Origin of the sequence: Massilia mucilaginosa (genome assembly GCF_011682145.1) — a bacterium.
Classification (GTDB): Bacteria; Pseudomonadota; Gammaproteobacteria; order Burkholderiales; family Burkholderiaceae_D; genus Telluria_A; species Telluria_A mucilaginosa.
Map to the genome: position 1 here is coordinate 1 of NZ_WHJH01000086.1, position 16447 is coordinate 16447.

At 61.5% G+C, this 16447-nt stretch carries 15 protein-coding genes; 8 read left to right on the forward strand and 7 right to left on the reverse strand.

Translation table 11 applies throughout. The annotated features are described in order from the left end of the window. The first annotated feature begins 234 nt into the window (after positions 1 to 234). Positions 235 to 483: an SRPBCC family protein gene (locus F2P45_RS32640; protein ID WP_166882377.1), complete on the forward strand. Its 249-nt coding sequence runs from the start codon at positions 235 to 237 to the stop codon at positions 481 to 483. A gap of 293 nt (positions 484 to 776) precedes the next feature. Here F2P45_RS32640 and F2P45_RS32645 read toward each other — a convergent pair whose 3' ends face one another. Further along, positions 777 to 1802, reverse strand: coding sequence for a beta propeller repeat protein (locus F2P45_RS32645; RefSeq protein ID WP_166882378.1), 1026 nt, complete (start codon positions 1800 to 1802; stop codon positions 777 to 779). 7 nt (positions 1803 to 1809) lie between these two features. Continuing rightward, positions 1810 to 2172, reverse strand: coding sequence for a hypothetical protein (locus F2P45_RS32650; RefSeq protein ID WP_166882376.1), 363 nt, complete (start codon positions 2170 to 2172; stop codon positions 1810 to 1812). Here F2P45_RS32650 and F2P45_RS37350 point away from each other — a divergent pair. The 4 genes from F2P45_RS37350 to F2P45_RS32670 all read left to right on the forward strand — a co-directional run bounded on the left by F2P45_RS37350 (position 2113) and on the right by F2P45_RS32670 (position 4804). After that, on the forward strand, positions 2113 to 2520 hold the full coding sequence (locus F2P45_RS37350; protein WP_370663343.1) for an IS5 family transposase: 408 nt from the start codon (positions 2113 to 2115) through the stop codon (positions 2518 to 2520). The genes F2P45_RS32650 and F2P45_RS37350 overlap by 60 nt on opposite strands. A gap of 345 nt (positions 2521 to 2865) precedes the next feature. Further along, the gene (locus tag F2P45_RS32660) at positions 2866 to 3657 is read left to right on the forward strand and encodes a hypothetical protein (protein WP_166882380.1); all 792 of its coding nucleotides are present in this window, start codon (positions 2866 to 2868) and stop codon (positions 3655 to 3657) included. A 2-nt stretch (positions 3658 to 3659) separates the two neighbouring features. Beyond that, complete coding sequence (locus tag F2P45_RS32665; protein WP_166882381.1) at positions 3660 to 3812, forward strand: hypothetical protein; 153 nt, start codon at positions 3660 to 3662, stop codon at positions 3810 to 3812. 32 nt (positions 3813 to 3844) lie between these two features. Further along, positions 3845 to 4804 (forward strand): TAXI family TRAP transporter solute-binding subunit, encoded by a 960-nt coding sequence (locus F2P45_RS32670; RefSeq protein ID WP_166882382.1) that lies wholly within the window; start codon positions 3845 to 3847, stop codon positions 4802 to 4804. Positions 4805 to 4824: 20 nt separating this feature from the next. Here F2P45_RS32670 and F2P45_RS32675 read toward each other — a convergent pair whose 3' ends face one another. From F2P45_RS32675 to F2P45_RS32685, 3 genes are all read right to left on the reverse strand, one after another. Further along, positions 4825 to 6399: a hybrid sensor histidine kinase/response regulator gene (locus F2P45_RS32675; RefSeq protein ID WP_166882383.1), complete on the reverse strand. Its 1575-nt coding sequence runs from the start codon at positions 6397 to 6399 to the stop codon at positions 4825 to 4827. Between the two features lie 5 nt (positions 6400 to 6404). Then, positions 6405 to 7208, reverse strand: a complete 804-nt coding sequence (locus F2P45_RS32680) for an alpha/beta fold hydrolase (protein ID WP_166882384.1) — start codon at positions 7206 to 7208, stop codon at positions 6405 to 6407. 154 nt (positions 7209 to 7362) lie between these two features. Next, a complete protein-coding gene (locus F2P45_RS32685) occupies positions 7363 to 7857 on the reverse strand; it encodes a contact-dependent growth inhibition system immunity protein (RefSeq protein WP_166882385.1) in 495 nt (164 codons plus the stop codon). Between the two features lie 56 nt (positions 7858 to 7913). Here F2P45_RS32685 and F2P45_RS32690 point away from each other — a divergent pair, with 56 nt between their 5' ends. Beyond that, the gene (locus F2P45_RS32690) at positions 7914 to 8186 is read left to right on the forward strand and encodes a hypothetical protein (protein WP_166882386.1); all 273 of its coding nucleotides are present in this window, start codon (positions 7914 to 7916) and stop codon (positions 8184 to 8186) included. Positions 8187 to 8205: 19 nt separating this feature from the next. Here F2P45_RS32690 and F2P45_RS32695 read toward each other — a convergent pair whose 3' ends face one another. Further along, a complete protein-coding gene (locus F2P45_RS32695; protein ID WP_308613911.1) occupies positions 8206 to 10392 on the reverse strand; it encodes a TonB-dependent receptor in 2187 nt (728 codons plus the stop codon). A gap of 152 nt (positions 10393 to 10544) precedes the next feature. Between F2P45_RS32695 and F2P45_RS32700 the strand changes: the two genes are divergently transcribed. Together F2P45_RS32700 and F2P45_RS32705 are read left to right on the forward strand one after the other, a co-directional pair. Beyond that, a complete protein-coding gene (locus F2P45_RS32700) occupies positions 10545 to 11675 on the forward strand; it encodes a PepSY-associated TM helix domain-containing protein (RefSeq protein WP_166882388.1) in 1131 nt (376 codons plus the stop codon). Beyond that, positions 11672 to 11839 (forward strand): hypothetical protein, encoded by a 168-nt coding sequence (locus F2P45_RS32705; RefSeq protein WP_166882389.1) that lies wholly within the window; start codon positions 11672 to 11674, stop codon positions 11837 to 11839. The genes F2P45_RS32700 and F2P45_RS32705 overlap by 4 nt, the downstream gene beginning before the upstream one ends. A gap of 155 nt (positions 11840 to 11994) precedes the next feature. Here the strand turns inward: F2P45_RS32705 and F2P45_RS35515 are convergent, their stop codons facing one another. Continuing rightward, positions 11995 to 15747, reverse strand: a complete 3753-nt coding sequence (locus tag F2P45_RS35515; protein WP_187367255.1) for a hypothetical protein — start codon at positions 15745 to 15747, stop codon at positions 11995 to 11997. Positions 15748 to 16447 lie beyond the last annotated feature (700 nt).

Below are 16447 nucleotides of genomic sequence, written 5' to 3' on the forward strand. Positions count from 1 at the left end.
CAGGCGCGCCGGCCAGAGTTCGTGCTTCGTTGGCTCTTGCATGTTCGTGACTCCTGAGTTGATGGAGTACCGATTCTGGATGCCGAAAATTAGCAATGGAAGGTGGGGTAAATAGACCGCTTACTCTATAACTGGAAAACTTGGGACCCAGATACCAAAGAGTCGTCGATTGACGGGCCGTTCCAGACAGGGAGCAAAGGCAAGATTACACCGCAGAAAGGAATGACTGTCCCAATGAATTTCATTTCAGTGGTTCCCAACAAGTCGTTCACTGTCGAGTCGCGGATTCCACTCTTCCGTATGGTGTTTGAGCACGAACTCAACGCAACTGCTGCCGGAACCGAAGTCGTCCACAGAGTTACCTTTTCCGGTGGATTGTCTTTTCTGCTGGGGCGTATCGTCGGCAATCCGTTGCGCACTGGCCTTCCAATCACCTTGGCATCGCTCAAGCGACTGGCGGAGAATGGCAGGGTTGCTGCCTAACCGGGCGCACGCGCCGACGTTCCTCGGCAAGCCTCGATTCGCGGCTCAGCTCCAGAATTGGCACGCGCCCAGGTTGTCTTTTCCTGCTCAGCGGCGTGGTGAATTTCTCCATCATCGTTTATCCAGGCGACCGGTGCAAGACGGCGCAGAGTCGCACCAGCGGCGCAATAATCGGAAAAGGGACTGACTCAGTCTTCATTGCATCGCCTAGCTCAAGGTGGGTATAGCGGGAATACGGTCATGTTCCAGCCGGCACGGCGCCTGCCCCATATCGGCAGCGCTGGTCGCGCCGCTCACGGCGCGTTCGACTTGCGCACGGCCATTTCCATTTCGCCGCGCAGGAACAGGTTGTGCCACTGGCCGTTTTCCATAAACGCAGCGCCGCCCAGGCCAGCCATCAGCATCACGCCGTCGTTGACCGACAGGCTGCCGGAGCATACGTAGATTTCCGAGGGCAGGCCGCTGGCCCGCGCCAGCTTGCCGTTCTCGATCGTCCATACCCCGTTGTCGTTGGTGCACCAGACTTTGCCTTCGTGCCAGACCATGTCCTTGAACCCGAGGCTGATGCCGCCGTCACAGATTTTCTTCCAGCGGTTTGCACGCCCCATGAAAGTCAATCCCTCGTAGCACGAGACATAGACATTGCCATCGCCGCCGCAGCAGACCGTCGTGGTCCAGATATTGGTGGGGAAAGACACCTGCTGCCAGGTCTTGCCGTTGTAGTGCCAGACGTCGCCCTTGCCGCCGACAGCATACAGATCGTTTTCGCTGAATCCGGCGATGTCATCGAAGCCGTCGTCAGTCGAATTCGCCAGCTTTGGAATGGCCTCCGAGTGCGAAAACCATTCGCCCTTGCCAAGCCGCTTGCCAACCGACCTGTTACCGCCGCACACATACGCGTAGCCTTCGATCATCTTGATGCGAAAGATCGACCCGCGGCGCACAGGACTGCCCTCGCATTCTTTGACCGGCGTATCTAGGTAGCTGACACCGCTGCCGACGACAAAGGCCGAGGTGTCCTCCATTTCCAGTGCAATGAATTGGCTCTGCGGCTTGGTCGCCGCGCCGATGTACACGGTTGCCCAGTCTTCCAGCAGGGTCCACCCGCACTGCTTGCCTGGGTCACCATGACGGAAAAACGTAACCAAGTGCTTGTCGCGACGGTCCCGGCTACTACGGCTTTTCTCCTCTTCCTCGACTTCTTCATCGGCATACCAGCGATCGGCAATAAAGCCAAAACGCGTCCGGTCGCGCACCACACATCCATAGACATAAAATGTGCTGAGGTTGGCGGCATATTCTTTCAGTGTCATCTGCATATTCGTCCTATCCGTTGTCTTGGTCATTCACGGGTGGTGGATTTTTCTTCGTGCCACCGCCGACGCCTGCATTGGCCTTCAATTCCTTGCCAGTGCATTTGTAGTGCGCATCGAACTGGGCTTCCAGGCATTTCCGGTCGCACTGGATCGCGCCGGCCATTTGTACCGCATCGATCGCGTGCTTCTTGGCGTCGGCATAGGGCAGTGTGTCTTTGCCAGTCGCAGCCATATATTTTGCCATGGCCACCTTCAGGTTGTTGTGCGCCATACCGTGGCTGCCATGAAGCGCCGCGTTATTGGCACCTTCCAGATGCTGGTAGATCAGCGTGGACTGCCGCTGGTAGCCCAAATCACAGGCGCGCAGGTCCATGATTCGCGCATGCTCATTCCTCGCCTAGAATCGATTCCGGCTGTTGAAGGGCTATCCGGCCGCGCGCGCAAACGTCCAAGTAAGCTACATGCTGATCGAGCCTACGCTTCAAGAGCACATCGGGCCTGGCTGCGCCGGCGAGGAATCTCAGCACGGATCGCACGCTACGGCGTCGAGTCGCGCGAAAGGCTTGGCCGATGGCGTTGGGTCGTTGAACGCACCCTCGGGTGGCTACACCGTTTTCGCAGACTGCGCATCCGTGATGAACGGCGAGCCGAGATCCACCAGGCTTTTCTTTCGCTTGCCTGCTCACTCATCTGTTGGAGGTACGTCGAGAGGTTTTCTTAGGCGCTCTAAATCGTTGCCATAACGCGGCAAGCGAGCGTGAGCTGGATCAAGCGTCGGGCGCGCCGGACCGCCGCGATGTATGTCATCAAGCCGTCATGTTTCGCCGCTAGAGTGAGACCCATAAAAACAACAATCAAGGCGGTCACCATGACCGGTACCACGACAAAGAACACCAAACCCCGCACCCGCACCATGCGGACGCGCCCGGCGCCGGATAGTCCCCCTTCCGGCGCGCGTACCCTCAATACCGCGCGCAGCATCGATAGCAAAAGGCATCCCGTCGGATGCCTTTTTTTTCGTCCCCATCTGTCGCAAGCACCCGCTTTCAACCCACAAGGAGCCCGTATGAGCATCCCCGATAACAAAGAAACGTTCACGTTCAATCTCAGCGGCCGGCAGCAAGTGTGGGCACTGCGTGCGGCGGCCGCCGGCGGCGCCGTGGTCACGCTGGGCGCGCTGGCGCCAGTCATCTGGGGCGCGGTCAGCGGCGGACTGGGGCTGCTCGTCCTGACGCTGGTCGGCGCCGTCGGGGTGGGCCTGTTCCAGGCCTTGCCGCTGCTCGGACAGAAGCTGGAAAACCGCCTGCTGGCGGCGCGCAAGGCCGAAGCGCGCGCCAACCCGATCGAACAGTTGCAGAACTTCCTGCTGCAAAAGCGCGAGCGGGTGGTGGCCTTCAAGCAGTCGGTGGTGCGCATCGGGACGCAAATCAAGAGCATGACCGACATGATCGAGGAGCGAAAACGCCAGAAGCCCGGCTACGACGCCAGCCGCCAGGAAAACGCGGTCAAGGCGATGCGGGACGCGCATGTGCTGCTGGTCGTCAAATACAAGAACGCCGAACTGGCGCTGGTGCAGCTGAGCGAGGTGGTCGAAGACAAGAAATTCGAATGGCGCTTCGGCCAGGCCGGCCAGGCCGCGCTGCAAAACCTGAACGCCACCAGCGGCCAGGAACTGCTGAACCAGATGCTGGCCGACGAAGCCTTCGACAGCGTGCGCGACAACTTCAACCAGGTGTTCTCGGAGCTCGAAATGGAAGCCGAAAAACTCGGCAACGCACAAGCGCTGTCGTTCGATGACGGCATGGCGATCGACCTGGCGTCGATCCGGATGGGCAGCATGGAAAAGACAAGGAGCTGACGATGTTCTGGAAACTCATACGCTGGGGCGGCACTGCGGTCGTGGTCTTGCTGGTCCTCGCCGCCGCCTTTCTCTCAACGCAGCACGATCAAACCGCCACGCCGGCGCAGCCGGCCGACGCGCAGCAGCAGACCAACAAGAACTTCAATTTCTGACCATGCATTCATATAAAAACAAGGAAAACACCATGAAAACCAAGATGATCCCACTGACCCTGACGCTGGCCCTGGCCTTTTGCGCATCGCCATCCCACGCCGCCCGCGTCGACGGCGCCCCGGCCCCCGCCTGCGAGGGCTTGAAGGTCGCCACCGGCCCCGCCGGCAAAGGCTATTCCAAGCTGTACGCCGACCTGGTGCGGGTGTCGAAAAACAGCGTGCCGCTGTGCGAAGTGAACACCGAAGGCGGACTCGATAACCTGACCACGCTGTCGATCAAGAAAGCCGACGTCGGCATCGTGCCGATGGACGCGCTCAAGAAAATGGCGGAGGGCGACGCCAGCATCGCCTCGCTGCTGGTGGTCGCTTCGCTCAACAGCAACTACCTGCACATCGTCACCGCCGCCAATGGCTTCACCTTGGAAGGACCGAAGAAGTACGGTGTGCTCAAGGGCGACGTGCGCACCGTGCGCATCACCAAGATGTCGGAGCTGCGCGGCGCGCCGGTGGTGCTGGTCGGCTCGGCCCAGCTGATGGTGCGCCAGCTCGACAAGATCCTCGGCTACAACATGCGCTACATCGACGTCGACAGCGACGCCGCCGCGTTCCAGAAAGTGCGCTCCGGCGAAGCTTACGCGGCCTTCTCGGTGGCCGGCTGGCCGCACGGCCAGATCAGCCGCCTGGCGCAAAACAGCGGCCTGACCCTGGCCAGCTTCGATGTGCCGACCAGCAGCCCGTACAGCGTGCGCCCGTTCAGCTACAAGAACATCGGCGTCTACAACGTGCAGGCGCTGGCGGTGCAGAACGTGCTGGTCACGCGTCCCTTCAGCGGCAGCAAGATCGGCGATGTGGCCGCGCTGCGCCAGCTGCTCGAGCGCGAACTGCTGGAACTGAAGGACGGCGACTTCGAACCGGGCTGGAACGAGATCAAGTCCTTCGACGGCAACGTCGAATGGACGCGCTTCGCGGGCGTGGCGGCAAAGCGCAAATGAGCGAGGCAATGGGCGCGCTGTCAGGCCGCTTCCAGTCCGTCCAGCAGGCGCTGCACGGCCGCGAATTCGACCGGCTTGGACAGGTGATGGTCGAATCCCGCGGCGATGGCGGCGTCGACATCCGATGGCTGGCCCCAGCCGGTCAGGGCGATCAGGACCGGCTGCTTTTCAAGCGGCATGGCGCGGATGCGGCGCGCCAGTTCGTAACCGTCGATGTCGGGCAGGCCGATATCGAGGATGCACGCCTGCGCCCGATGCGCGCGCAGGTAGCCGGTGGCCTGCTCGCCGCAATGGGCGACGGCGGTGCGGTAGCCGTTCAGGTCGAGCACCGCCGTCAGCATCTCGGCGGCATCGCGGTTGTCGTCCACCACCAGCACCCGCAGCGGGGTGGCGGTGCGCGGCGCCTGCTCGCCGTGCGCGGCACTGGCCGCCTGGTGCGCCAGCGGCAGGCGCACCGTGAAGGTGCTGCCTTGTCCCGGCCCGGCGCTGGCGGCGCGCACGCTGCCCTGATGCAGTTCCACCAGGCCCTTGACCAGCGCCAGGCCGATCCCCAGGCCGCCGTGCGCGCGCTTGAGGGCCGGTTCGAGCTGCGAGAACATCTCGAACACGCTTTCCAGCGCCTCGCTCGGAATGCCGATGCCGCTGTCGCTGATCGCGATCACGGCCGCGCCATCGTCCTCGCGCAGTTCGAGCGCAATGCGCCCGCCCGGCGGCGTGTATTTGCAGGCGTTGGTGAGCAGGTTGACCAGCATCTGGGTCAGCCTGGTCGGGTCGCCCCGCACCGTCAGGGGCGTGGCGGGCAAGGCCAGCGTGAGCGCATGGCCGGCGGCGCCGATCTGCGTCTGCAGGTCGGCCACCGCCGCCTGCACGATCTCGCGCAGGCACACCGGTTCGAGGCGCAGCACCAGCTTGCCCTGGCTGATGCGCGCCACTTCCATCAGGTCGTCGACCAGGTGCGACATCTGGCGCAGCTGGCGGTCGAACATGTCGACGATGCGCTGGTGCGGCGCGTTGCCGCTCATGGTCATCTTGAGCAGGTCGGCGCCGCTGCGCATGGGCGCGAGCGGGTTTCTCAGTTCATGGGCCAGGGTGGCCAGGAATTCGTCCTTGCGCCGGTCCGCCAGCGACAATTGTTGGTTCGCTTCGCGCAGCCTGGCTTCGGCCCCGCTCTGCGCCGCCAGCGCCGCTTCGGCCGCCGCGCGCGCGCGCAGCAGCTCACGTTCGTAGGCGCGGCGGTCGTTGGCGATGAATATCGCCACCTGGTCGACGAAGCCGACGCCCGCGCGGCGCCGCGCGATATTGAGCAGGGCCGGCGCCCGGCTGCGGTCCTTGCGCACCAGGTCGACCTGGACCTCGCTGACCGAGCCTTGCAGCTGAAGCAGCGGCGCGCAGTGGGTCTGGTGAAACACGCGCCCGCCCACGCTGAGCAAGTCCTGCAGGCGCATGCCGGCCGTCATGTCGGCTTCGGTGTAGCCGAGCCAGGCCAGGATGGTGCGGTTGGCGCGCAGGATCCGGCCGCCCGTATCGGTCGTCATCAGGCCGCACGCCGCCTCGTCGAACATGTCTTCCGGCGAGGGCAGCGCGAGTGCCGGCATGGTGCTCAGCGCAGCGCCCGCGCCAGGAAGGACTTGATCGCATCCGTGCTGGCGCTGGGCGCGCTCATGTGCGGACAGTGCCCGATATTGTCGATCAGGGCCAGCTGGCCCGACGGCAGCGTGCGCTGCATGTATTCGCCCACGCTGACCGGCGCGATCATGTCGTCGGTGCACTGCAGGATCAGCGCCGGCGTTGCCGACCTGGGCAGGTCGGCGCGGTGGTCGGACAGGAACGTGACGCGCGCGAAATGGGCGGCGATGTCCGGGTCGTTGCGGCAGAAACTGTTGGTCAGTTCGTGCCCCAGTTCGGGATGGTCGGGCGCGCCCATGATGGCCGGCGCCATATTGCTCGACCAGCCGAGATAGTTGTCTTGCAAGGTCTGGAGCAGTTCGTCGATATCGTCGCGCGTAAAACCGCCGACGTAGTCGCCGTCGTTGATGTAGGAGGGCGACGGACTGACCATGACCTGGGCGGCGAACAGCTCGGGCGCCTCGATGGTGGCCAGCACGCCGACCATGGCCGCCACCGAATGGCCGACGAAGACGGCCGGGCCGCGAGCGTATTCGGCGACGATCTCGAGCAGATCCTGCGCATAGCCGTGCAGGCTGTCGTACCTGGCGCGGTCGTAGGCCGCCGGATCGGAGGCGCCGCTGCCGACCGAATCGAACAGCACGATCCGGTAGCGGTCTTCGAAGGAGGGCACCAGGAAACGCCACATCGACTGGTCGCAGCCGAAGCCATGCGCAAAAACCAGGGTCGTCTCACCGTGTCCACACACCTTGACGTTATTCCGACGTTCAATACGCATGCAAAATCTTTCAGATGGAAGGGCGCCAGCTTGGACAGCGCGAACGCCGATTATAGCAATGACACGCATCTTGCGCGACGGCTGGCGACGCTGGCGGATGGCCGGCGGTTCGCGCCAGGCGGCATCGATCGCGGCGCCTCCCGACCTGACGCGCTCAGCGCGCGAGCCGCTGGTCCGGCAAAAGATATGTGGCCGGCTGCGCCGTGGCGGCGGCATCGAGCCGCGCGCACAGGCTGTCCATCCCGGCGATCGATGCGCGCAGGCCGGCGATGGCCGACTGCGCTTCCAGCAGGCATACCCACGGGTCGATCCCGAAGCGCTGCGCCGCATGCCAGTCGGCCCAGTCGTATTCCAGGGTCAGGCTGAACAGGTCGCCCGGGCTGGCGTCGGCCTGGATCAGCGGTTCCTGGCCGACGATGTACAAGGCCAGCGCGAGCGCCAGCACGCCGCCCTCGCGCTGGCGCAGCAGGGTGCATAGTTCGTCGGTCTGGAGCAGCTTGAGCGGTTTTGCCTGCGCCGCCGCCACGCGCCGCGCCAGTCCGCCGCTAGCGTCCGGCGGGTGCGTGGTGCCATTGATCTGGCCCATCGACTGGTCGAGCAAGCTGGCGGGCAGGAACAGGCTGACGAAGGGATGGATTGCCTGGATCACGATCTTCCTTGGGTGGGCGGGGTGCCGGTATGATATCGGTTTTTCAAGGATCGCCCATGACCGACGAAGACCCGAGCCCACCTGCGCGCCGCCAGGTTCCCATCAAGCTGCTACTGGCCGGGGTGTATTTGCTGCCGGCCTTGATCGCGCTGTTCGGTCTGGCGTTCAGCATCGGTGGCGGCTACCTGTGCGGCCTGCTGATCGCGGCGGCCGCGCGCAACCACGGCCTGCTGGCGGACCCGGACCGCGTTCCCGCGATCGGCGCCGTCGCTGGCGTGGTTTTCTTCCTGTTCGCCCTGGCTTACCAGTTCCTGACCAGGAACAAGTGACGGCGCCGGCGGCCCTGCCTCAGAACGCCAGGCTGCCCGACAGCACCACGGTGCGCGGGGTCGCCGCCACCAGATAGCCGGCGTCGAACGAGGAGCCGGTCGAGGCCCAGTAGTTGCGGTTGGCGACATTGTCGATGCGCGCGCGCAGGGTCAAGCTGCGTTCGCCGATGCTGGTCAGGTAGCGCGCACCGAGGTCGACCCGGGTCCAGGCCGGCACCTGCTTGGTATTGGCCAGGTCTGCATATTGCGTCGAGGTATACAGCGAGCGCAGGTTGACGCTCAGGCCGGACACGCCGGGCACATCCCATTCGGCGCTGGCATTGAGCTGCGTTTTCGGGGCGCCGATGGCGTGCTTGCCGTTGTTGGCGGCGATGCTGGTGTCGCTCTGCTCGGTATCGAGCAGGGTCAGGCCGCCCAGCAGCCGCACGCCGCGCAGCGGGGCGCCGAAGACCGACAATTCCACGCCCTGGTTGGTCTGTTCGCCGAACAAGCCTGCCAGCTCGCCCTGGATGGCCAGCAGCGGTTTGGCGGTCGTAAATACCGCCGCGCTCATGCCGAGTTTGCCGCCGTCGACCTTGACGCCGGCTTCCTTCTGTTTCGACTTGTACGGCGAAAACACCTCGCCCAGATTGGCGATCTGGCGCCCGGCCGCGGTATTGCCGCTGGCGACAGGTCCCTTGACCAGTGCTTCGATATAGTTCGCATACACCGACACGCTCTTGCCGACCTTGACCACCACGCCGGCCACCGGGGTGTTGGCGCTGCCGTCGTACTGCGAGGTTTGCTGCGCGCTGCCGTAGGCGAAGGCCGCATCCTTGATGGTCTGGCGGCGCAGGCCGAGGGTGACCATCAGCTTGTCGTCGAGCAGGGACACCGTATCGGCCACGGCGTAGCTGGTGAGAATGGTTTTTTGCGTGAGGCGCGGGTCGCTCATCACGCCGCCGGTAAAGAAATCGGGCGCCGGCGCGGCCGCGTCGACCGGGTTGTAGATATTGGTCGGCACGCCGGCGAAATTGCTGATCGCGTAGGCATTTTTCGCCTCGTTCCAATGCCCTGACCAGCTGGCCACGAGTGCGTGCGACAGCGCGCCGGTGCGCACTTTGGCGCGCAGGCCGAGTTCGCCGGTGCGGATTTCCTGCTTGCGCGCATTGTCGAAGCGATACACGCTGGCATTGCCGTTGGTGGACGACAGCGCCGGCTCGCCCAGGCTGTTCGACTCCTTGGTGGAACGGTTGCCGAAGGCCGCCCAGGCGGTCATCTCGTTGCCGAGGTCGATTTCGGCGCGCATGGTGCCGAACACGTCGCGCTCCTTGGAAAAGCTCCACGGCTGGCCGAAGTTGCGCCTGGCGTCAGGGGCGGCGGGAATGCTGGCAATGCCGGCCGTGCCGACGCTCGGACGCGGCGCGTCGAGGTCGAAATCCTGGTAGCCCGCATCGGCCGACAGGCGCAGATTGCGCGCGCGGTAGTCCAGGCCCACCGACAACATGCTCACGCCGTGCTCTTCGCGCGCGACGCTGGTTTCGCCGCCGCGCCTGGCGGCATTGACGCGCACGCCGAACTCCTGGCTCGCGCCGAAGCGCCGGCCGAGGTCGATGGCGGCGTAAGCATGGCCGCCGCTTTCGATGCCGGCCGTCACTTCCGTCAGCGGGCTGTTGCCGGCGCGCTTGGGCATCAGGTTGATGGCGCCGCCATTGCCGCTGCCGCCCGGCGCGGCGCCGTTCAGGAACGCGCTGGCACCCCTGAAGACTTCCACCCGTTCCAGCAGTTCGGGCGAGACGTACTGGCGCGGCAGCACGCCGTACAGGCCGTTGTAGCCGACATCGTCCGAATCGAGGGCGAAGCCGCGGATCATATACACTTCCTGGAAGTTGCCGAAGCCGCGCGACAGGCGCACCGCCGGATCGCTCTGCAACAAGTCGCCGACGCTGCGGGCCTGCTGGTCGGCGATGAACTGCTGGGTATAGCTGGTGCTGCTGAACGCCGAATTCATGATGTCCATATTGCCCAGCAACCCCATGCGCCCGCCGCGCGCCACCTGGCCGCCGGCATACGCCCTGGACAAGCCTTCAGCCGACGCATCGGCCGATGCCGTCACGGTAACGGTGGGCATGACGGCGTCGGCGGTGTTCTCGATGGCGGTGGTCTGCGCCTGCGCGCTGAAGCTGGCCAGCAGGAAGGCGGCGAGGGCGAACCGGGTAGGGGTCAAGTGAAAGCTATGCATGGCGGGTTGTCAATGGATCAGATGGAAACGATTCCCATTATAAACTGTCCGACCGCCAACGACTCTGGCAATTGAGAATGATCTGCATTATCATTCGCGTTTATCCAATGCACGAGCCTGCCCGGCGCGCCTCTGTCATGACACCCACCACCGTCCGCCGCTGGGCCTGGATTCACAAGTGGACCAGCCTGGTCTGCACGATCTTCATGCTGCTGCTGTGCCTGACCGGCCTGCCGCTGATCTTCCATCACCAGATCGGGGAACTGCTGGGCAACGAGATCGTCGCGCCCGCGATGGCGCCCGGCACGCCCCGGGCCAGCGTCGACAGCGTGATCGCCGCCGGCCTGGCCATGTACCCGGACATGGTGATGCAATACATGTCGCAGGAAGCCGACGATGACAAGATCTGGCATCTCACCGTGGGCAAGACCCGGCTCGACCCGGACTTCAAGTCGATCGCGGTCGATGCGCGCACCGGCAAAGTGATCCAGGAAAACAAGTTCGAAGGCACCTTCATGAACATCATGCTGCGCCTGCACGCGGACCTGTTCGCCGGGCTGTGGGGCATGCTGTTCCTGGGGTTCATGGGATTGCTGTTCCTGATCGCCACGGTGTCGGGCGTGGTGCTGTATGCGCCCTTCATGCGCAAGTTGCAGTTCGGTACGGTGCGGCGCGAGCGCGCCAGCCGCCTCAAGTGGCTCGACATGCACAACCTGCTCGGCATCGTCACCCTGGTGTGGGCGCTGGTCGTCGGCGCCACCGGCATGATCAACACCTGGGCCGACCTGCTGCTGAAGTACTGGCAGAACGACCAGTTGGCGGACATGATCGCCCCCTACAAGAGCCTGCCCGCGCCGGCCACGCTGGGGCCCTTGCAGCCGGGCGTCGACGCGTCGCTGAAGCTCGAACCCGGCATGCAGGTCGGCTTCATCGCGTGGCCCGGGACGGCATTTTCCAGTCCCCATCACTACGGCATCTTCATGCATGGCAAGGAAGCGCTGACCTCGCGCCTGTACAAACCGGTGCTGGTTGACGCCGCCACCAGCCGGGTGACCGACAGCCGCGACCTGCCGTGGTACCTGACCGGCCTGCTGATTTCCCAGCCGCTGCACTTTGGCGATTACGGGGGAGTCTGGATGCAAGTCTGGTGGGCCTTGCTCGATATCGCCACCATTGTGGTGCTGGGCAGCGGGCTGTACCTGTGGCGCAAGCGCGCGCGCGCCGCCAACGGCCAGCTCAAGCCTGTTGCCGCCGGGAGCGCGCCATGAAAGCGCCGTTCCTGACCCTGTGGGGCTGGCCCATCGGGTTCGGCGTGCTCACCTGCATCGGTCTGATCGCGGCCTTGCTGGGCGACGGCTGGTGGGACCTGGTGTCGGCCGTGACCCTGGGTGCACCGGTGCTGGCGTGCGGCTGGTATTGCCTGAAACGGTAGTAGCCTGCGGGGTACACTGTTTTTGCGCTGAGCAAACGAGGCGCTTCTTCATCAGCATCGATGGCAATTCACTTTTCAGACGCCTATTTTAATAGCCGAAAGTTGCGACAGTTCCAGCAATCTGCCATAGGTGGCGCTGTTTGGAGATACTAGGGCTACCACCGCAACGCGTCCTTAGCAGCTCTGACGTCCGCCTCCTCGCCTTGCTGGAACCACATCGCAGCGATAGAAGAGAGCAAATTGGCCGTGCGAGGGAAGTCTGGCATTGTTTGCGCCCAGTCTTTTGCCTGCTCCGCCAGTGTCCTCTCTTGTTGTCCTCCTTCGCCCATAGCTTTGCTATACACTCCGCGCATATTGAGCCGCTCGATGCGGATTGCCCGCTCGACCTTATCGGATGAGAGCTGCTCGACAAGATGCCGTACGGCTTTGTGCGGCCAAGCTTGGTCGTCAGGGTCCAATGGTGAGTGGGCCAACAGGTGCCCAATGCGATCGTCAGTGATTGCACTTCGGTCCGCTTGGCCTGCCCTTTGACGCACCTCATCAGTCCAAGCCTGAAGAGTGGGAAAGTCAACAGCGCCGTCAACCTGGCCCGGCAAGATGTCTAAACTATTGAGGAGCTCATAAGCTGCGGCAGCCAGCTTCCGTTCCGGCTCCGTCAGGCTTGGTGCCTCACCCGTAGCTTCCTTGAATATCGTGCAGATTGTAGAGACAAAGAACTCTGGACTCTCGACCAGCATCTTGTGCAAGGTCAACGGCTTCTTTCGTCTGTGGAAGAAGGGGAGATACGCAAACTCCATGCGCGCTAAGTCTTCCCGCGCAACGTTGGGCCGTTTTCCTAACTCCTCAAAGATGTGCTCGATGTAATACTCAAGCATGGCCCCGCCATGGCCGGCACTCCCGTTGATTTCTGGGATAGCTGCTTCAAGCAAACTGATCATGGTTGCAGTAGCCACTTCTTGCAATCGCCGATGTGTCGCTTCAATCGCGGCAAGCGTGCGCCCGCAAGTGCAGTAGCGGCGGATGGCATACTCCATATCTTCGGTGGTCCCGACAAACCCAAATGCGCCCTTTTTCTGCCAATATGCGTCGTCAACTTCGGTACCGAACGATGCAACAACCTCCCAGGTTTTCTTCGCATCGTCTAGCGCAAAGAATAACCTAGCGGTATCGTCTGCGGAAAGATGGAGTTCTGCACGCATCCGGTGAACTTGTCTAACCCATTCAGGGCCGAACGCTGGCAAACTTTGGAAAACTACGTGTATAGCCAGAGACTTTGCCTCTCCATCTACCTCGAGGAGTTGCTTCGCCAGCGATACAGTCTCCTCCTCTCCTAACGCAAGCTGGGTCAGCGATTCGGCCATTTGGAATGGTAATTTGACTCTTGTCGCCAATTCGGTCAATCCCTTAACCCCGTGAGCTGCCATGACAACCTTCAACGCTTCAGTTCGCGCCGCCTGAATCGCTACCATGGGGTCGTCTACACTATAATTCCCCTTTAAATCCGGCATCCAATCATCGAAGAGCCATGTGGTAACGAGAAGTGGGTCTTCCGGTTGGAACTTGGTGACCAACACCTCTAAGCGGAGAAGTTGCTCACCTTTCATCGCCCATTCAGCATCACTAAAAGAATGGTGCCGATTTACTTCTTTTCGGAGTGCATCCCAAGTCCTGAAGCGTGCTTCTGGTCTTTGCTTGTCGAGGGAATCTTCCAATGCCTTTGCAACATGCTCGAAGCTAGCAGGCTGCCACTGACTGAAGGCGCCAATCAATGTTTGCCAACGGTCATCCGACAACCCGGCATGCCGCGCGGCCAACTCGGCCACGGCTGCTTGCGTAGCCCAAACAACGGCATAGGTTAGCGTCTCCCGCCCCCCTGCGGAAGCCTCCGCGAACTTTGGCTTATGCGTCGTACTCACGCTATCGTGGAACTGCGGTAAAAGCTTCACGAGAAGAGGCCATGCAACAGAAGGCACTGCTCGTGCCACGTGAGCCAAAACACCGATTCGCTGTTTGGATGACGCATTTGTATGAGGCGACCACGATAATAGAACGTCGCGAAGGCTGTTTAACGGACGATTCGAAAGCTTTCCACCGGGGTCAATCGCAGCAAGCTTAGCCAAGCAAATTGCTGAACGAAGCAGATAGTTCTCGTTCCAAGAAAGCAATTCAAGCGCCCAAAGGACTCCAGTATGAGCGCTTGCGGGAGCAAAGAAATCATCTCGCTCGGAAAAAATTGGCTTAAGTTTCGCGGCATCGCCCTCAAGCAGAAGCTCGAGGGCCTCGAAGAAAGGAATTGGAGCAGCCTCCGCGAGCAACGGGAGATGGTCGTGCAAACTTTCGAGCAGTCGGTAATCACTCGACAAGTTTGGCAATCCGCGAACGATTTCGTCAACAAAGTGCTGCGGTGATGATCCCATAACGACAAAACTCGCTTTCTCGTGAAGCGCAGCCATGTGGAGCAATGTGGTCATCATTCCTTCGCGAAGCCATCGGCTATGCGAGTTGCTCTGTGACGGGGGAAATCGAAAGACATCTTCCGCCTTGGGAGGTTCAATCACTTGGGAAAAAACAACCTTAGCTTGGTCAGCAAATCGCGCTAGATGTTCACCTCCAATCAGGTGTCCCAGATGCAAGAATGCATCTACCGATGACCTCATTGCCCAAACGTCGTCAACGCGGTCTAATGGCGGATCCTTAAGTTTCGTCAACCCACGCAGCGGGGCTTCAACCTCTTCATAAGTAGCTCCGCCGCCGAGCGTCTTGAGTACGTCAGCGTCGGCTGCCGACGAAGGCTTCCACGAACCCGCCAACAGCGCAGGAATGAGAGCATCTGAAAATTTCATCCACTCCGGAAGCTCAGCTGTGCCGCTTGGATTCTGACGAGCCAGCACAGCCAAGCTCCTGCCGCATCTGCGGGCCAATTCATATCCTTCAGGCTCAGCAATGCCCATCGATACAAAAGCCGTTGCCAACTCGGAGCTAGAAGGCCTTGCAAGAACATCATGTTGGCCGCGTTGCTCATCTGCACTTGCACTGATAATCGTCGGGCCAGCCTGCGCCAACTGTCCAGCGAACTGCCGCGCTTGGCCTCTGGGGAGATATATCAACCCCTTCGTTGTACCCAGTCGTCGTGCGGCGTCGACACTGTCGATGACCATCGCTCTGGCCTCCAAATAGGCTCGGGTCTCTGGTGGGGCTCGTCGAATCGCAGCGACAACGAACGCTATGACCTCATCGGCGGAATCCGCAGCATACGCGAGCTTCCCGTCCCCCTCCGCTAGTCGTCGAAGAAGTTCGGCCGACTGTGCTTCTCGACCGGCGAGTAATACGTCTTCCATAAGGGGCGGCGCGAAACGCGTTGAGAACTCGTCCCAAAACTCGCTTGAACTATACGCGCCCGAGCTTGGAGCGAGGCCAAGCTCATACCTCGCATAATGAGATGCGACAGCAGGGTGCTTATCCAGCCAATGCTCTAGCGAAACACCGTCGAAACACTCTACGTCCTTCCACTGCCGAAGCGCGCGCTTCTCGCTCAGCCAGTCCGGAATTTGCTTGCTGGGTCGGTCCCAGGTTCTTGGTGTCACGAAAACAAACGTGGTGGTCGCGCGGACGGCTGGGTCAACGTCCTTCGTTCGCTTCTCAAAGTCGTCGTCGGCTTTGTCGAGTACGTCACCTGATACGCCAAATTCCCATATTGAAGCCCCGTTTGGAACGAATGGCTGAGCACCTGTCGCCTCTAGGACGCCATCGAATCCTCGCACTTGGCCTTTCTCGCGGTTCGGGAATCGAAACTCGGTGATGTTAAGAGCGGATGCAGTTATAAGGTCAGCAATGAGGCCTGGAAACGTTGTGCGAGCCGCAAGCGAATTTGACCATTCCTGCAAATTATGCGCAGTAATCCATTTCATAAGCGGTCTCCCCGTTTTATTGCATGACTATTAGCTGCTCCAAGCCGGTGCCCATTTCACTGGCCGTACACCTTCAATAAGAGCTTCCTGTATTAAAAGCTGAACTCTTGTTTTCGATGCCGCGATGAGCGTGAAGCCGGTCTGTACTTACAACTGCCCTACACATTAACAGACGCCAATAAAAAGTCGTAACCGTCTAGGCCTCGCTCTCCCGCCTCTTCACCGCGTACACGAATCTGTCCGGTAGTTCCTTCAAATGAAACGCGCGGAAATCGTAAATCGTTCGAAGCGCAGGGTAATTGTTAGCACCGGGCATTTCGCGATGCCACGTTCTCATGTATCTTGCGTGATGCCCCTCGTTGCAGACAGTACACAAGCACTTTGACCATCATCGCGGTATTAGGAGGTTAATTGCAAGTCGTCGTTCGGCAATTTTACTTTGTAGTCATGCTTGGAGTGCCCCAGTTTCGACCGCGCAGACTCTTAGCCTGAATGTTTCATAAACTGCCACCGCAGTGCCGGTTCGGCGATACATGAGCTCCTCAGTGACGATCACGATGTCGCGGGCAATAGCCCCCTACCCGATTGAACGGGACATCGAATGGAGCAGTATGCGGTTGAAGGTTGGCGGGTTGGTGGTCAGTTCTCGGCAGACCGGACGTGGCTTACTCAGGACGAGTTGAGGGACCTGGCCGGTGTC